This is a genomic window from Streptomyces sp. NPDC015346 (genome assembly GCF_043078785.1).
Lineage (GTDB): Bacteria > Actinomycetota > Actinomycetes > Streptomycetales > Streptomycetaceae > Streptomyces.
In genome coordinates, this window is sequence record NZ_JBIBTW010000006.1 from 279,776 (window position 1) to 296,270 (window position 16,495).

The 16,495-nt window shown below is 72.3% G+C and carries 15 protein-coding genes and 1 pseudogene; all 16 read right to left on the bottom strand.

Going from position 1 to position 16,495, the window contains the following annotated elements; genetic code table 11:
* Positions 1-17: 17 nt before the first annotated feature.
* The gene (locus ACF06X_RS23555; RefSeq protein WP_392289250.1) at positions 18-944 is read right to left on the bottom strand and encodes an aldo/keto reductase; all 927 of its coding nucleotides are present in this window, start codon (positions 942-944) and stop codon (positions 18-20) included.
* Between the two features lie 11 nt (positions 945-955).
* Positions 956-2,482, bottom strand: coding sequence for an MFS transporter (locus ACF06X_RS23560; RefSeq protein WP_392289251.1), 1,527 nt, complete (start codon positions 2,480-2,482; stop codon positions 956-958).
* Positions 2,483-2,592: 110 nt separating this feature from the next.
* Entirely contained in the window at positions 2,593-4,077 is a 1,485-nt protein-coding gene (locus tag ACF06X_RS23565) for a multicopper oxidase family protein (protein WP_392289252.1), read from the bottom strand.
* A gap of 100 nt (positions 4,078-4,177) precedes the next feature.
* Positions 4,178-4,657: a nuclear transport factor 2 family protein gene (locus ACF06X_RS23570; RefSeq protein ID WP_392289253.1), complete on the bottom strand. Its 480-nt coding sequence runs from the start codon at positions 4,655-4,657 to the stop codon at positions 4,178-4,180.
* A 161-nt stretch (positions 4,658-4,818) separates the two neighbouring features.
* Entirely contained in the window at positions 4,819-5,049 is a 231-nt protein-coding gene (locus ACF06X_RS23575; RefSeq protein ID WP_392289254.1) for an acyl-CoA carboxylase subunit epsilon, read from the bottom strand.
* 14 nt (positions 5,050-5,063) lie between these two features.
* Positions 5,064-6,635 (bottom strand): acyl-CoA carboxylase subunit beta, encoded by a 1,572-nt coding sequence (locus ACF06X_RS23580; RefSeq protein ID WP_392289426.1) that lies wholly within the window; start codon positions 6,633-6,635, stop codon positions 5,064-5,066.
* 324 nt (positions 6,636-6,959) lie between these two features.
* Positions 6,960-7,484: pseudogene (locus ACF06X_RS23585) on the bottom strand (4'-phosphopantetheinyl transferase family protein); the annotation flags it as partial.
* Between the two features lie 5 nt (positions 7,485-7,489).
* Positions 7,490-7,849, bottom strand: coding sequence for an acyl carrier protein (locus tag ACF06X_RS23590; RefSeq protein ID WP_392289255.1), 360 nt, complete (start codon positions 7,847-7,849; stop codon positions 7,490-7,492).
* Between the two features lie 38 nt (positions 7,850-7,887).
* A complete protein-coding gene (locus ACF06X_RS23595; RefSeq protein WP_392289256.1) occupies positions 7,888-9,195 on the bottom strand; it encodes an MFS transporter in 1,308 nt (435 codons plus the stop codon).
* Positions 9,196-9,223: 28 nt separating this feature from the next.
* The gene (locus ACF06X_RS23600; RefSeq protein WP_392289257.1) at positions 9,224-10,123 is read right to left on the bottom strand and encodes an alpha/beta hydrolase; all 900 of its coding nucleotides are present in this window, start codon (positions 10,121-10,123) and stop codon (positions 9,224-9,226) included.
* A gap of 336 nt (positions 10,124-10,459) precedes the next feature.
* Positions 10,460-11,839: an NDP-hexose 2,3-dehydratase family protein gene (locus ACF06X_RS23605; protein WP_392289258.1), complete on the bottom strand. Its 1,380-nt coding sequence runs from the start codon at positions 11,837-11,839 to the stop codon at positions 10,460-10,462.
* A complete protein-coding gene (locus ACF06X_RS23610; protein WP_392289259.1) occupies positions 11,836-12,840 on the bottom strand; it encodes an NAD-dependent epimerase/dehydratase family protein in 1,005 nt (334 codons plus the stop codon). Before ACF06X_RS23610 ends, ACF06X_RS23605 begins: the two co-directional genes overlap by 4 nt.
* Positions 12,831-13,442, bottom strand: coding sequence for a dTDP-4-dehydrorhamnose 3,5-epimerase family protein (locus tag ACF06X_RS23615; protein ID WP_392289260.1), 612 nt, complete (start codon positions 13,440-13,442; stop codon positions 12,831-12,833). Before ACF06X_RS23615 ends, ACF06X_RS23610 begins: the two co-directional genes overlap by 10 nt.
* Positions 13,439-14,182, bottom strand: coding sequence for a class I SAM-dependent methyltransferase (locus ACF06X_RS23620; RefSeq protein ID WP_392289261.1), 744 nt, complete (start codon positions 14,180-14,182; stop codon positions 13,439-13,441). Before ACF06X_RS23620 ends, ACF06X_RS23615 begins: the two co-directional genes overlap by 4 nt.
* A gap of 85 nt (positions 14,183-14,267) precedes the next feature.
* Positions 14,268-15,395, bottom strand: a complete 1,128-nt coding sequence (locus ACF06X_RS23625) for a DegT/DnrJ/EryC1/StrS family aminotransferase (RefSeq protein ID WP_392289262.1) — start codon at positions 15,393-15,395, stop codon at positions 14,268-14,270.
* A gap of 51 nt (positions 15,396-15,446) precedes the next feature.
* Positions 15,447-16,460, bottom strand: coding sequence for a carbohydrate kinase family protein (locus ACF06X_RS23630; protein ID WP_392289263.1), 1,014 nt, complete (start codon positions 16,458-16,460; stop codon positions 15,447-15,449).
* Positions 16,461-16,495: the final 35 nt, after the last annotated feature.

The following is a 16,495-nucleotide window of genomic DNA, read 5'->3' on the forward strand; positions in this document are numbered from 1 at the left end:
TCCTTGACTGTTCTTTCTCATCCATGACTGCGCAGGGCCGGCTGGCCGGACTCTGCGCCGGTGACGCCCAGGTCGAGGAGCGCGAGCTCCTCGGCGTCAAGTTCGATGCCGGCGGCGGCGACGTTCTCCGCCAGGTGTTCCGGCCGGGTGGTGCCGGGGATCGGGACGACGGGCAGACCCCAGACCTCGGTCTGCCGGTGGACCCAGGCCAGAGCGATCTGACCGGGCCTTACGCCTCGCCGGTCGGCCATCTTCCGTAGCAGGGAAGGCAGTTCGGCATAGCGGGGGCCGAGCTCCGCCAGCCTTGCCCCGGCGCTGTCGAGGCGGGCGCCCAGCAGCCCCCGGCCCTGCGGAGCGTACGAGACCACACCGACGCCCAGTTCGTCGCAGACGGGCACCATCCGCTCCAGCTCGCGGTTGCACAGCGACCATTCGGACTGGACGACCGCGATCGGGTGCACCGCGTGGGCGGCCCGCAGTTCCGCTCCGGTGACCGCCGACAGGCCGAGGTGCCGGACCTTTCCCTCGGCCACCAGCTCCGCCATCGCCGCGACCGTCTCCTCGATCGGCACGGCGGGGTCGCGGCGGTGGAGGTAGTACACGTCGATGGTGTCCACGCCCAGCCGGCGCAGACTGGCCTCGCAGGCCTGGCGGACATAGGCCGCGTCGCCCCGCAGGGCGAAGCTGTCGCCGTCGCCGCGCACGACACCGAACTTGGTGCCGAGCACGGCCTCGTCCCGGCGGCCCCGCAGCGCCCTGCCCACGACCTCCTCATTGTGGCCGCGGTCGTACATGTCGGCCGTGTCGAGGAAGGTCACGCCGAGGTCGAGGGCCCGGCCGATGACGTCCGCGGCCTCCTCGGTGCTGCCCGGACGGGCGCTGTCGCCCATCCGCATGCAGCCCAGTCCCTGCGCGGAGACGGTCAGCCCGTCCCCCGTCGTCATCTGTCGCATCGTCACACCGTTCCCGCCGCCGTGCCCGCCGCCGCGACCGCCGGCTTCGGCGCGCGGACGAGTCCGGCGACGGTGACCGCGGCGACGGCGCACAGGGCGGCGACGGCCCACAGCACGACCCGCCAGGCGTCGGTGTAGTGCTCCACGAGCAGGGCGTGCGGGCCGCCTTCGAGGTTGCCCGCGGCGACCTTGCCGGCCAGCTCCCGGCTGCCGACCCCGGACTGGATCAGGGTGATCAGGGCGGCCCCGAACACCGCGAGCACCAGGGCGTTCGCCCCGCCGCGCGCGCTGTTGAGGAGTCCCGAGGCCATGCCGATGCGCTCCGGTACGACGTGTTCCATGGCCTGTGCGTCGATCAGGGCGGCGGCCATGCCGTTGCCGATGCCGATCAGCAGCAGTGGTCCCAGCAGCGTCAGGGTGGTGGCGTCCGGGCTCAGTACGGTCATCCAGGCGTTTCCCGCGGCCAGCAGCCCGATGGCCGACACGATCAGGACGCGGGGCGAGGTGCCTCCGTTGACCAGCTTTCCGGCCAGCGGCGGTACGGCGAGGACCGGCAGGGTCATGGCCAGCATGACCGCGCCCGCCTTGCCGGCGTCCAGGCCCTGGGCGCCTTGCAGATAGGTCGGCAGGTAGACCAGCACGCCGACCGTGCCGACCGCGATGGTCAGCGCGGCGAGCAGCCAGCCGAGGAACGGCCGGTTCTTGATCAGGGCCAGATCCAGCACCGGGTGTTCGGTGCGCCGCTCCAGCCGGACGAAGACCACCAGCATGACCAGGCCCCCGATGATGCAGCCGAGCACCTTGGGGTGTGTCCAGCCGGCCTGGGCGACCTGGTTGGTGCCGTACATCAGGGCGACGATGGCGGTGATGAAGGCGAAGGTGCCGGGCAGGTCGACCCGCGGCCGGACCTCCGCCTTCGACTCCGTCATGAAGACGGTGCCGAGCAGGACGAGCAGCCCCGCGACGGCGAAGGCCACGAACATCACGCGCCAGCCGAAGGCGCTGACCAGCCAGCCCGAGAAGGTCGGTCCGAAGGCCAGGCCGACGCCGACGGTGGTGCCGACGGCGGCGAACGCCCGGGTGCGGGCGGGTCCTTGGAAGGTGCCCGCCAGGATCGCGCCGCCGCCGGCCATGATGCCGGCCGCGCCCACCCCCGACAGGGTGCGGGCCACGTCCACCACCAGTACGTTGCCGGCGACGGCGGCCCCCAGGGTGCTCAGACCGTAGACGGCGGCGCCGATCCGGAAGACGCGGCGGCGGCCGAAGAGGTCCCCGAGCGACCCGGCGATGAGCATCAGGCAGGAGGCGGCGAGGAAGTACCCCGTCACCACCCACTGAAGCGCGCCGGCGCTGCCGCCGAGGTCCTGGGCGATGCGCGGCAGCGCCACGCTCGTGCCGGACATGGCCATCGGGACGACCAGATAACCGAGCAGCACACTGGCCAGGGTCAGGGCGCCGCCGCGCCCGCCGGCCGTGCGTTCGGCGGCGTCCGCGGACCCGTCCTCTTGTTCCAGCGACTCAGTGCTCATGCCGAGTAAAATACTTCCTGCACTGCACTAAAGTAAAGCGCTCATTGCATTTTTCTGCCGTGAGCATCCTCCATGCCTGGTCAGGCACGGTCAGGCCCGGTGAGGCCGAGTCAGGGGAGGATGTCGAGGTTGGCCATCATGCCCATCGCCGAGTGGTCGATCAGATGGCAGTGGTAGTAGTAGCGGCCGGTGTAGGGGGCGTCGAAGGTCACCAGGATCCGTACGGTCTCGCCGGGCAGCACCCGCACCGTGTCCTTCAGACCGGCCTCACCCGGCCGCGGGGGCACGCCGTTGATGTCCAGCACCCTGAAGTCCACCAGGTGGATGTGGAAGTTGTGCGGGATGAACCCGTCGAGGTTCCTGATCTCCCAGATCTCTGTGGTGCCCTGCCGCACGGTGGTGTCGACGCGGTTCTCGTCCCACAGCAGCCCGTTGATGGTGCTGTTGCCGTTCGTCTCGTCCAGGTCAAGGGTGAACACCCTGGTCGTACGGGCCTCTTGAAGCGGCGGCAGCACGGCGAGGCGGGACGGCACGGAGCTCGGGTCGTAGGCGGTACGGACCACGTCGAAGCGCATCACCTCCCCGGTCGACTCGGAGGCGAACATCGTGTTCTCCAGAACCACGCTCGTGCCGACCCGGTAGCGGGAGAAGTCGACCACGATGTCCGCCCGCTCCCCCGGGGAGAGCGGCAGGCTCGTGGTGACGTACGGCCGCTCGAGCAGACCCCGGTCGCTGGATATCTGGGTGAACTCCCCGCCGTCCGAGAGCCTGAAGTCGAAGGGACGCTGGTTGGCGGCGTTGACCACCCGCAGCCGGTACTTGCGCGCCGCCACCTGGAAGTACGGCTGGGGCACGCCGTTGACCAGGAGCTGCGAGCGGGAGGAGAACTCGTGGCTGTAGTGGAGGGTGCCGTCCGCGTTCAGACCGATGTCGCGGATGACGAGCGGGACGTCGTAGGAACCCCTGGGCAGCGGCAGCGAGGCCTCGTTGTCGTCGGTGATCAGGTAGAGGCCGGCCAGGCCCCGGTAGACGTGCTCCGACTCCATGTGGTGCGCGTGGTCGTGGTACCACAGGGTCGCGGCGACCTGCCGGTTGTCGTAGGTGTACGTACGGCTCGCGCCGGGCGCGATCAGGTCCATGGGCCCGCCGTCGTTCTGCGGGTCGACCACCGCCCCGTGAAGGTGCATCGAGGTGCCGGCGCCGATGGTGTTGCGCTGGTTGACCACCACCCGGCGGCCGGAGCGGGCCTTGATGGTCGGACCCGGGAAGATCCCGCCGTAGGTGAGCAGGGGTGTGCGCAGTCCCGGGAGGATCTCCACGGTGGCCGGTTTGACGCCGAGGGTGTAGATGTCGGACGTCGTGGTCGTCGACGTCGGCGCCAGCACGGGCGGAAGCGGCATCGCCTTCTGGAACTTCGGGGCGATCGGGGCCGGCGCGGCGGCCGCGGAGGTCGCGTCCGCCGTGGCGGCCGCGACGCCGGTGGCGGGCGCGGCCGCTTCGCCGGAGTAGGCCCGGCCCAGCATCACACCACCGCCGACGAGGGCTCCCCCCGTGACGGTCATGAGCTTGATGAGTTCTCTTCTGGTGGTGGACATCTCGGTGTCGCTCCCCCGTTTGTGTGTCCGGTCGTCGATGGATGGCGGGGCGGCCGGGACGTCCCCTGTCCCGTGTCCCGGCCGCCCCTGGGATGTGCGGTCAGACCTTGCCCGCGGGCGGCTCTCCCGCGCGCCAGACGAGGTCGAAGACGAACCTGCTGATCCGCCAGCCCTGCGGGGTGCGGACCACCTCGGCGTCGTAGTGGCCGCCGATGGCGAAGTGGCCGTCCGGCTCCTCCCGGCGGCGTACGTGCACCGCCGTGAGGTGGGCCGCGACCTCGGCCCGGTCGCCGTCCAGGCGGATGGCGTAGTTGGCGCTGATGTGGTGGGTCCGCTCGAAGGTGGTACGGGCCATCTGCTGGAACGCGGCGAGGCCGGCCAGCCCCTTGTACTCGCCCATCGGGAAGGTCAGATGGGCGTCCTCGGTGAAGACGGAGGGCAGCCAGTCGTCGCTGCCCCGGTTCTTGTCGAGGTTCGCGGTGTAGCGGTCGCACAGCTCGGCGATCTCGACGCGGTCGGTCAGCTCCGCGACCCGGCGGCTGAGGACCGCGAGGTCGTCGGTGGTGGCGGTGAGGGACATGCGGGTTCCTGTCGGTAGGGGTGGGAGGGGCTGGTGGTGCGGGGGCGGCCCGGGCCGGTGGGGGGCCGGTGGGGCGGCGGGTCCGGGCGCGGGGGCGGGTACGGGCGCGGGGCGCGGGGGGCCGGTGGGGCGGCGGGTACGGGCGCGGGGCCCGGGTGGGGTCAGGCGGCGCCGGAGGCGGTGCGCTGCCAGGTGCGCGCGCCCTCGAAGCCGGTCACCCGCTCGGGGCGCCGCCAGCGGGCGGCCGCCCGCTGGCGGCGGGCGAGATCGTCCGGCTCGGCGCCCGCGGTCAGCGTGCGCGCGAGGAGCACCGCGGTCAGCGCCGCCATCTCCTCCGGGGACGGGTCGCCCTTCTCGACGCGCAGCAGGTGCGGAAGGTCGGATCGGTTCACGGTCTCTCCTCGGCTCACTGGGGTGGGTTGCCGTGCTTGCGGCGCGGGAGGTCGGCGTGCTTGCCGGCCAGCATCGCCAGGGAACGGCTGAGCACCGAGCGGGTCTCCCGCGGGTCGATGACGTCGTCGACGAGTCCGCGCTCCGCCGCGTAATAGGGGTGCACCAGCTCACGCTTGTACTGCTCGATCTTCTGGGCGCGCATCGCCTCGGGGTCCTCGGCCGCGGCGATCTCCCGGCGGAAGACGACGTTGGCCGCGCCCTCGGCGCCCATCACGGCGATCTCGTTCGTCGGCCAGGCGAGCGCGATGTCGGCGCCGATGGAACGGGAGTCCATGACGATGTACGCGCCGCCGTAGGCCTTGCGCAGGATCAGCGAGATCCGCGGCACGGTGGCGTTGCAGTACGCGTACAGCAGCTTGGCGCCGCGCCGGATGATGCCCTCGTGCTCCTGGTCGACGCCCGGCAGGAAGCCGGGCACGTCGACGAGGGTGACCAGCGGGATGTTGAAGGAGTCGCAGAACTGGACGAACCGCGCGCCCTTCTCACTGGCCTTGATGTCCAGCACCCCGGCCATGGCGGAGGGCTGGTTGGCGACGATGCCGACGACGTGGCCGTCGACCCGGGCGAAGCCGACGACGATGTTCGGGGCGAAGGCCGCGTGCACCTCCATCAGCTCGCCGTCGTCGACGATCTCCTCGATCACCGCCCGGATGTCGTACGAGCGGTTGCCGTCGGCCGGCACCAGGTCGAGCAGGGCCTCGCCCAGCCGGTCGGCCGGGTCGCCGGAGCGCACCGCCGGAGGCAGCTCCCGGTTGTTGGCGGGCAGCAGCGACAGCAGGTAGCGGACCTCGGCGAGGCAGGTCTCCTCGTCGTCGTAGACGAAGTGGGCCACCCCGGACGTACCGGCGTGCGCGTCGGCGCCGCCGAGGCCGTTCTGGGAGATCTCCTCACCGGTGACGGCCTTGACGACGTCCGGTCCGGTGATGAACATCTGCGAGATGTCCCGGACCATGAAGATGAAGTCGGTCAGGGCGGGGCTGTAGGCCGCGCCGCCGGCGCACGGGCCGAGCATCACCGAGATCTGCGGGATGACACCGGAGGCACGGGTGTTGCGCTGGAAGATGCCGCCGTAGCCGGCGAGGGCGGAGACGCCCTCCTGGATCCGGGCGCCCGCGCCGTCGTTCAGGGAGACCAGCGGGGCACCGGCCGCCATCGCCATGTCCATGATCTTGTGGATCTTGGCGGCGTGGGCCTCGCCCAGCGCGCCGCCGAAGATCCGGAAGTCGTGCGCGTAGACGAAGACCGTACGGCCCTCGACCGTGCCCCAGCCGGTGACGACACCGTCGGTGTACGGGCGCTTGTCCTCCAGGCCGAAGCCGGTGGCGCGGTGCCTGCGCAGCTGCTCGACCTCGGTGAAGCTGCCCTTGTCCAGCAGCAGCGCGATGCGCTCGTGGGCCGTCAGCTTGCCCTTGGCGTGCTGACGTTCGGTGGCCTTCGGGTCGGTGCCGTTCCGGGCGCTCTCCTTGCGCTCGGTCAGTTCGGCTATCCGGTCGGTGAGTTCGTCCGGGGTTGTTGCGGGCGGCATCTGGTGTTCTCCACTCCCGTGTCGAGGTCGGGGTTCGGGGTCTGGTTCTGGTTCTGGTTCTGGTTCCGCTTCGGGTTCCGCTCCGGGTCCCGGCTCGGCGGGCACCTCGCGGGCTGAGGCGATGAACGCGGCGGCGTCCTCGGCGTACAGCCGGGCGCCGGGCAGCATCCGCAGCACGGTGCGGTGCGGTGCGCCGGCCTTGAGCGCGGCGGCCGCCGCGTGGCCGGGCGGGGCGGGCAGGTTGCGTACGCTCCAGCCGGCCGGCCCGCGCGGCGCGCCCGGCCCGCCGCGCCCCAGGTAGTCGAGGGCCGGATCGCGGCACATTCCGGTGCCCAGGCCCTTGAGATAGGCCTCCTTGCGGGTCCACAGCCGGGCGAACTCCCCGGGCCGCAGCTCCGCGGGCAGCTCCTCCAGCTCGTCTCGCTCGGCCGGGTGCAGGGCGGCCAGGCAGACGCCGACCGTCTCGGGCCGGGGTGTGCGCTGGACGTCCACGCCCAGGGGCGCGCCGGCCAGTCCGACCAGGGCCCTGCCGTGGCTGTGGGACAGCGAGAAATAGGGCGCGGGGCCGGCGTCGGTGAGGACGGGCGGCCCGTGCCCGCCGCCGCAGCGCGGACAGGGCTCGCGGCCGAAGTGCAGCCGGTGCGGCGCCGTGCCGGTGTAGGCGGAGAGCAGTTGGCGCAGGGCGATGTGCGCCGCGAGGTACATGAGCCGGTCCCCGGGCCGCCGGAAGGCGGCGGAGCGCCGGGTCTCGGCCTCGTCGAGCTTGCGGAGCGCGTGGGACGGAAGGACCGTGCCGTCCGGCGGGGCCCGTAGCAGCCATACGTGGACCTCGCCGGCGGCGACCGTCATCGTCCTCACCGGCGCTCCGCTCCGGCGGAAGCCGGTGTGGCCGGCTCAAGGCGTGCGGCCAGGCCCTCCGCCAGATCGGCGACGGTGCCGTCCCTGATCTGCTCCACGGCCAGCTCGGTGTGGAGCGCCCGGCCGATACGGCGGCCCAGCCACAGGGCGTCGACCGGGTCGAGGCCCTGACTGCGCAGGGGTCTGCCCGCGCTGACCCGGTGGCCGGGCGGCACTTTGAGGATCACCCCCAGTTCGAGGCGCAGGCAGTGCCCGATGGCGCGGGCCCGCTCGGCGGTGCTCATCGCACGCAGGGCGGGCAGGGCGGGCAGGGCCGGAAGGCGCCCGATCCCGTCGGGCTCGTTCGATTGCGTCATGGACTTCCTTTCGGCGAGAGGCCGGGCTGTCCGGCGGATCAGGGCCGGGCGGTCGGCCGGGACGGGGCCGGGCGCGGATCGGACGGTGTGGCGGGATCCGGGCGGTGGCGCGTAAGACGGGCGCGGCGCGTGCGGCGTGCGGCGCGCAGCCGTCCGGCGAGAAGGACCGCGAGGGCCGCCGCAAGCGAGACGAGCCCGCCGGCGTAGACCCCGGCGCGGGTGCCGTGGTGGGCGCTGAGCCAGCCCACGAAGAGCGCGCCGAGCGGCGTCGAGCCCTGCACGATCACGGTGTAGAGGGCCATCACCCGCCCCCGGTAGGCCGGGTCGCTGCCGAGCTGGACGCGATGGTTGACCGCCTGGGCGAAGTAGATGCTCGCGAAACCGGTCAGGGCGAGGAGCACGGCCGCCGAGGCGTAGCCCGGGGCCCAGCCGGCGGCGGTCTCGAGGAGCCCGAAGGCGAGCGCGGAGAGCGTGACCGTACGGGCCGCCGGCCGGCCCCGCCGCCGGGTGGTGGCGAACGCGGCGGCCAGCGAGCCGGCCGCGAACGCCGTGGCCAGGAGCCCGAAGGAGGACGCGTCGGCGTGGAAGACCGTCTTGGCCAGCAGGGGCAGGGTCAGCTGGAAGTTGAAGCCGAACAGGCTGACCACGGCGACCAGGAGCAGCGGCACCATCAGGTCCGTACGCCCGCGTACGTACCGCAGGCCGTCGATCACGCGCGCGTCGGCCGAGGACCGGGCGGTGCGGGTCAGTTCCTCGGGGCGCATCATGCGCAGGGCCACGATGGTGGCCAGATAGCTGACCGCGTTGAGCACCATCACCGGACCCACGTCCAGGGCGCTGACGAGCAGCCCGGCCAGGGCCGGGCCGACCACGCGGGCGACGTTGAAGTAGGCGGCGCTCAGCGCGGAGGCGTTCGGCAGCAGGTCGGGGCCGACCATCTCGCTGACGAACGACATCCGGCTGGGCACCTCGACGGCGTTGACGATGCCGAGGGCGAGGGCGAAGAGGTGGATGTGCCACAGCTGTACGGCATGGGTGAGGGCGAGCAGCGCCAGGAGCAGGGCCAGCACGGCGGAGGCGGTGTTGGCCAGGGTGAGCAGCATCCGCTTGTCGTAGCGGTCCGCCAGCCGGCCCCCGTAGAGGGTGAGCAGCAGCAGCGGGGTGAACTGGAGCGCGGTGACCGTGGCGAGGGCCGCGCCGGAGTCTCCCGTCAGCGAGAGCACCAGCCAGTCCTGGGCCACGACCATCATCCAGGTGCCCGCCACCGAGACCACCTGTCCGGCGACGAAGAGCCGGAAGTTGCGCACGGACAGGGACCGGAAGGTCTTCGGATACGTCTTCTCCATGGGGATGCGGTACGCCTGGCCTCTCGTGTCAGGTGGTCGCGCTCCCTCTGGCGAGGCATTCCTCCAGGAAGGCGAGCGCGCGCAGGTGGTAGGTACGGGCCAGCCGGCCGAGGCTGATGTTGTGGCCCGCGTCGGGCTGTCGGTCGACGGTGACGAAGGGGGCCCGGTGGAAGCGGTCCTCGAGGTCGGCGAGGGCCGCGGGGTCGTGTCGCCACCACAGTTCGTGTTCGGCGAAGGTGAGGCGGACGGGGACCCGGATGCGGGCGGCGATCTCGGTGAAGCGCCGGGGCCAGCGGGCGGCCTCCGCCCATTCCCGGGTCGGCATGGGCTCGACGAGTGCCGTGCTGTCCTTGAAGGTGTTCGGCGGATAGAACCGCAGGGCGCCCCAGTTCCGCTTCCAGTGGCGGTGCTGGTGCGGGTCGGGCAGGTCCAGGTGGTCCACGGCGTACTGGTGGCCGATGCCGGAGACGTCGACGCCGAGCAGCGCCGGGACGGCGCCGGTCCCGGCGCTCCCGGGACAGACCGGGTCGGCCGGGTCGGCGAGGTCGGCGAGGTCGGCGGCGCAGGTGAGGGCGAGTTTGCCGCCGTAGGAGTGGGCGAGCAGGAAGACCCCGGCGCCCGTGGGGTGACGGGTGGTGAGGTCGCCGAGCGCGGCGCGCAGCGACCGGGACTGTTCGGACAGCGTCTGGCCGTCCGGCAGCGTGCCGCGGGAGAGGCCGTAACCGGGGCGGTCCACGGCCACGACGGTGAAGCCGAGGCGGGCGCCGAGGGTGAGCAGCGAGGTGTCGGGGTGCGACTGGCTGTCGAAGTACCCCGCGGTCATCCCGCCGCCGTGGATGGCCACGACGGTCGCGCGCGGCGGCCCGGCGGGCTCCGCGACGAGCGCGGACAGCGTGACGCCGGCCGCGTCGAGAGTCGTCTCGCGCACCCCGGGCGACCGCGTGGCCGGTCGCCCGGTCCACGCGGCCGATGCGCTCGTCGCGGCGGGCGCTGCCGTCCCGGCTGGTGCGTTTGTCCCGGCGGTTGCGGCCGTCGCGGCGGTTGCCGCCGTCCCGGCTGGTGCGGTCGCCGCCGGGCTCATCGGGCGGGCCCGGCGGCCGGTGGGGTCGTGCGGGGGCGGTGCATGGTGTCCTCCAGGGGCATGGGGGCTCGAACGACGGGTGCCGCTTGTACGGCTTACGGCTTACGGCTCGGGGTCCTGGGACCGGTCCGCCCGCCCGGCCGGCGCCCGCACGCCACCGGCCACGAGGCGAGCGGTCCCGGCTCAGCGCACCTGGTCCAGGTCCACCGCGCCCGCGTTGAGGCAGGCCAGAAGCGTCCGGGCCTGGACGTTGACGTAGTGCGCGTGGCCGGCCAGGGCGTTCAGCTGGCCGGGGGTGACCCACTGGAAGCCGGGTGGCGGGTCCAGCGGGGCCTGGCTCTCGTCGGCCTCGACGAAGAGGTAGCGGATCTCCGCGTACAGGAAGCGGCCGCCCTCCTCCGAGTGCAGCGCCTCGTACACCACCCGCTCCGGCCCCGCGCCGAGGACGGTGTCGAGGAACGGCGGCGGTTCGACTCCGCGCCAGTTCTCCGGGTCGCACTGGACCGTGGGCCCGAGCTCGACCGTGTCGAGGAACCCGGCCTCCACCCGTGCGTTGACGAGCAGGTGCGGCTCTCCCCCGATCCGGCGCACCAGGAAGGCGGCGACGGCCGGGCCGGTGGGTTCGAGGAGCGGCTGGGTCCAGCCGGTGACCTCGCGGTTGCCCGCCTCGACGGAGACGGCGACCACGCGGAAGAACCGGCCGTCGGGGCGGCTGACAGAGGTCTCGTCCCGCTGCCAGCCGTCGATCGTGTCGAGGGGGACGCGTTCGACGGTGACGTCGTGCCGGGACCTCTCGACGGTGATCCACGACTGGACCGCGGCGTCGGAGTGGAGCGCCGCCCCGCCGTCGCCCAGCGGGAAGGAGGCGATGACGGTGCGCGAGTCCATGTTGACCACGTTGTCCCGGCGCAGCAGTTCACCGATCTGCCCGAGGGTCAGCCAGCAGAAGTCGTCGTCGAGCGGGACGTCGTCCACCGCCTCGACGAGCATGTTCCGGTTGGCCTTGCGGTAGAACCAGGAGCCGTGCTCCGACTGCAGGACGTCGAAGACGACCCGGCCCCTCGCGGGGTCGGTGAAGTACTCCAGGTACTTCACGTCCGCGCCCTGGTGGACCTTGGTGTAGTTGCTGCGGGTGGCCTGGACGGTCGGGGACAGCTGCAGCAGGTTGCGGTTGCCCGGCTCCATCTTGGCCTGGAGCAGGAAGTGCAGGACGCCGTCGAACTCCTTGGCCACGATGCCGAGGATGCCGACCTCGGGCTGCCGGATGATCGGCTGCTGCCACTGTCCGAACGGTCCCTCGCCGACCCGCACGGACAGGCCCTCGACGGTGAAGAACCGGCCGGTGCGGTGCGTCAGGTTGCCGGTGCCGGGCGCGAACGCCCAGCCGTCCAGCTCGTCGAAGCCGATCCGTTCGACCTTGAAGTGGTGGGCGCGCCGGCGTCCGTCGAGCCAGCCGTCGAAGTCCTCGGTACGGATCCACGCCCCGGCGCCGGTGGCCGCGGCCGAGCGGGCCAGCCGCTCGGCCAGCGACTCGTCGGTGCGGGGCTGAAGCGCCAGGCTCACGACAGCTCCTGTTCGCGGCCGTCGGCGATGAACTCGACGGTCCGGCGCAGCGCTTCGGTCAGCGGGATCTCGGGACGCCAGCCGGTGACGGCGCGGTACGCGGAGGCGTCGACGGTGACCGAGCGGAAGTCGCCGGGCTCCGAGTGGGCGGGCGGCTCCACGGAGACCACGGGCACGGCGGGCTTCCCGGTCCGCTCGGCGACGAGACCGGCGACGGTGGTGAACACCTCGCCCAGCGGTGAACCGGTGCCGCTGCCCAGCAGCCAGTGCCGGCCGGCCAGTTCGCCGATGTGGTCGATGCCGGCCACCAGGGCGCGGGCCACGTCCTCGACGTGGACCAGGTCGCGCCGGACGGTGCCGTCGTGCCACATGGTCAGCTGCTCGCCGGCCACGGCGCGGCGCACCATGGTGGAGATGACGCCCTTGTCGCGGGCGGTGGAGCGCGGGCCGTAGCCGAAGACGGTGGGCAGCCGGACCGAGGCGCCGCGGAGCACGCCCTCGGCGTCGGCGTCCAGCAGCAGCCGCTCGGCGGCGAGCTTCTGGCGGTCGTACTCACCCTTGGGGTGGTCGGTCTCGCTGCCGTCCAGGACGTCCTTGTCGATGGGGCCGACCTGGGAGGCCGCGCCGGTGAACAGGACGCCGACGGGCGGCGCGGCCGGGCCGCGCTCGCGGAGCGCCTGGACCAGGTCGCGGACGAGGCCCACGTTGACCCGTTCGGCGGCCGAGTCACCGTCCTCGACCCGCCAGGTCGTCGCCCCGGCGCTGTAGAGAACGCTGTGGATCAGGAGGTCGGCGCCGTCGACGGCCCGGGCGATCGCGCCGGGCTCGGTGAGGTCGGCGGAGTACGCCTCGACCTCGGCGACGGCGTCGCCCGGCACCTGGACGGGGCGGCGGGAGACGGCTCGTACCCGCAGAGGGCGGGCGGCGAGCTCGCGCAGCACGGCGGAGCCGACGAAGCCGGTCGCGCCGAGCAGGACGACGAGCGGGGGCTTCACGGCCACAGCAGGTCCTCCACTTCCTTGCACTTGACGTACTCGGGCAGCAGCCCGCGCTCCAGGGACTGGGCCAGCGTGGGGGCGTTGGCATCGCGCTCGGACTGGGCGGCCCGCAGGCCGGCGGGGAGCGGCAGGCCCAGCTCGGGGTCGAGCGGTGAGAGCGCCTGCTCGTTCTGCGGCACGTACCCCTCGGACATCAGGTAGACGATCATGGTGTCGTCCTGCTCGGAGAGGAACGCGTGGCCGACGCCGACGGGGATGTACAGGGCCCGGCAGTTGTCGCCGCTGAGTTCGGTGGTCTCCCACTGTCCGAAGGTCGGGGAGCCCACCCGCAGGTCGATGAGGAAGTCCTGGACGCTGCCGTAGGGGCAGTAGACGTACTTCGCCCGGCCCGGCGGGGTGGTGGTGTAGTGGATGCCGCGCAGCACGCCGGCGGCGGACAGGTTGTGGCTGACGTCCCGGACCGGGAAGAGGGGCTTGCCGAGCGCCTCCTCGAAGACCCCGCCCTGGTACGGGGAGGAGAACAGGCCCCGCTCGTCCTTGTAGACGGTGGGCTCGAACTCGTAGGCGCCTTCGATGCCGAGCCGCTTGACCTGGACGTTGCTCACGCGTCCCCCTGCTTCACGCCGATGAACAGGCCGTTGCCCGCGTACTCGCCGGTGACGTACTCCACCGAGAGGCCGGCGCGGGTGAAGGCCTTCTCGTACGCCTCGCGCGGGTAGAGCGCCATGACGTGCGTGTCGGAGAAGTGCTGGAGGCCCTTGCCGGGCTCGCCGATGACGTAGTGGACGTCCATCCGGCTGGCGGCCTCGCTGTCGCGCACGGTGTGCGAGACGCGGGCCACGGTGCGGCCGTTGACGGTGGTGACGCTGCCGCCGATGTGGTTCGGGGTGAAGTTCTCCGGGAACCACCACGGTTCGATGACCACGACTCCGCCGGGCACCAGGTGCCGGGCGAAGGTGGCAAGGGTCGCGTCGAGTTCCTCCTGGCCGACGAGGTTGCCGACGGCGCTGAACAGCGAGACGACCGCGTCGTAGCGGCGGCCGAGGTCGAAGGAGCGCATGTCGCCGGTCCGTACGGGGATGCCGGGCAGCTCGCGGCGGGCGACGGCGAGCATGCCCTCGGCCAGGTCCACGCCTTCGACGTCGTCGAAGTCCTCGGCGAAGTGGCGCAGGTGGCCGCCGGTGCCGCAGCCGACGTCGAGGATCGAGACGGCCTCGGGGTGGCGGCTGCGGACGTGCTTGGTGACGACGGCGGACTCGGAGCGGTAGTCCTTGCCCCGGCCGCCGTAGATGGCGTCGTAGACGTCGCCCACGTCGTAGATGCCGGTGGTTTCCTGAGTGATCAAGGGATTCTTCCTTCTGAGGACGGCAGGTGCCGGACGCGGCGGGTGTGCGGGCGGGCCCGGCGAGACATTGCGGACGCGACAGCCCCTAGAGGGAGGCCAGGACCTCGCGCAGGGCGCTGATGACACGGTCCTGCTTGTCCTCGGTGAGCGAGGGGTACATCGGCAGCGAGAAGATCTCCCCGGCGAGCCTCTCCGTGACGGGCAGCGAGCCCTTCTCGTATCCGAGGTACTCGAAGCCGGTCATCGTGTGGCAGGGCCACGGGTAGCTGATGTTCAGCGAGATGTCGTGGTCGGCCTTGAGCTTCTCGATGATCAGGTCGCGCTGGGGGTGGCGGACCACGTAGACGTAGTAGACGTGGGTGTTGCCGGGGTTCGTGGCCGGCAGCAGCAGACCGCCGGGACCGGTGAGGTCGCCGAGCTTCTCCTCGTAGCGGCGGGCCACGCGGTTGCGGTCCTCCAGGTACGTGTCGAGCTTGGCGAGCTTGCCCCGCAGGATCTCGGCCTGCACCTCGTCGAGGCGGGAGTTGTGGCCGGGGGTGCGGACCACGTAGTAGACCTTGTCCATGCCGTAGTAGCGCAGCTGGCGCATGGAGCGGTCGGTCTCGGCGTCGGCGGTGATCACGGCGCCGCCGTCCCCGTAGGCCCCCAGGACCTTGGTGGGGTAGAAGGAGAAGGCCGCGGCGTCGCCCATGGTGCCGGTGAGCCGGCCGTGGTGACGGGCGCCGTGCGCCTGGGCGCAGTCCTCCAGGATCTTCAGCCCGTGCCGGTCGGCGATCTCCTTCAGCGGGGCCATGTCCACGCTCTGGCCGTACAGGTGGACGGGGAGCAGCACCTTCGTGCGCGGGGTGATCGCGGCCTCGACGAGGTCGGTGTCGATGAGGAAGTCCTCTTCGCGGACGTCGACGAAGACGGGGGTGGCGCCCGTGCCGGTGATCGCGAGGACCGTGGGGGCGGCCGTGTTGGAGACGGTGACGACCTCGTCGCCGGGGCCGACGCCGAGGGCCTCCAGGGCGAGCTTGAGCGCGTTGGTGCCGTTGTCGACACCGGTGACGTGGAAGCCCTCACCGTGGTAGGCGGCGAACTCCTCCTCGAAGCCCTTGACGCTCTCCCCCAGGACCAGCTGGCCCGAGGAGAAGACCTTCTCGACGGCGTCGAGGATCTCCGACTTCTCCTTCTCGTATTCCGGCAGGTAGTCCCATACGTACGTGGTCACGCTCGTACCTCCTGGCACGCGTAAAGGAATGTGGGTGGATATGAGGGGTGGTCAGGCGCTCGGGGCGAGGCCGGCCAGGCCCGCCGCGACCGCGCTCAGCCGGGGCTCCATCGCCCGGGCCTCGGCCGGCCCGTACGCCTCGCCGATGCGGCGCAGCAGGTCGGCCGGGTCCAGCCGGTACTCCTGGGTGCCGACGCTCTCCAGGACCAGGGTGGCCAGGGCGCAGCCGAGCCGGGCGGCCCTCTCGTGCGACCAGTCCCAGGAGACGCCGGCGAGGAAGCCGGCCCGGAAGGCGTCGCCCACACCGGTGGGTTCGACGGCGTCGCCGGTGGGGACGGCCGCGACGCGCAGGACCGGTGCGCCCTGGGTGCGGATCTCGACGCCGTCGGCGCCGCGGGTGGTGATCCAGGTGCCGACCCGGTCCAGCACCTCGGCCTCGCTCCAGCCGGCGTGGTCCGTCAGGAGGGCCGCCTCGTACTCGTTGGTGAACAGGTACGCGGCGCCCTCCACGACGGTGCGCACCTCGTCGCGGCCGAGCCGGGCGAGCTGCTGCGAGGGGTCGGCGGCGAACGGGACGGCGAGGCGCCGGGCGGTCTCGGTGTGGCGGACCATGGCCGCCGGGTCGTCGGCGCCGATCAGGACCAGGCCCAGCGGGCCGGCCCGCTCGGCGACCTCGGCCAGGTCGATGTCGCGGGCCTCGGCCATGGCGCCCGCGTAGAAGGTGGCGATCTGGTTCTGCTCGGTGTCCGTGGTGCACACGAACCGGGCGGTGTGCAGGGTCGTGGAGACCCGTACCGCGTCCGTGTCGACCCCGCCGGCCCGCAGCCAGGCCGCGTACTCCGCGAAGTCGACGCCGGCCGCGCCGACGAGGACGGGCGTCAGACCGAGCCGGCCGAGGCCCAGGGCGATGTTGGCCGCCACCCCGCCGCGCCGGACCTCCAAAGAGTCGGCGAGGAAGGAGAGCGAGACCCGCTCCAGACTGTCGGCGAGGATCTGCTCGGCGAACTTTCCCGGGAAGGCCATCAGATGGTCGGTGGCGATCGATCCGGTCACGGCGATGCGCACGGCGGTGGGCTCCTGTGAGGGGTGGGGTCGGGGGA

Coding starts and splice junctions, on each gene's coding strand:
- ACF06X_RS23590 (WP_392289255.1), bottom strand. CDS start 7,849: ATGACGCAATCGAACGAGCCCGACGGGATCGGGCGCCTTCCGGCCCTG.
- ACF06X_RS23555 (WP_392289250.1), bottom strand. CDS start 944: ATGACGACGGGGGACGGGCTGACCGTCTCCGCGCAGGGACTGGGCTGC.
- ACF06X_RS23595 (WP_392289256.1), bottom strand. CDS start 9,195: ATGGAGAAGACGTATCCGAAGACCTTCCGGTCCCTGTCCGTGCGCAAC.
- ACF06X_RS23560 (WP_392289251.1), bottom strand. CDS start 2,482: ATGAGCACTGAGTCGCTGGAACAAGAGGACGGGTCCGCGGACGCCGCC.
- ACF06X_RS23565 (WP_392289252.1), bottom strand. CDS start 4,077: ATGTCCACCACCAGAAGAGAACTCATCAAGCTCATGACCGTCACGGGG.
- ACF06X_RS23580 (WP_392289426.1), bottom strand. CDS start 6,635: ATGCCGCCCGCAACAACCCCGGACGAACTCACCGACCGGATAGCCGAA.
- ACF06X_RS23570 (WP_392289253.1), bottom strand. CDS start 4,657: ATGTCCCTCACCGCCACCACCGACGACCTCGCGGTCCTCAGCCGCCGG.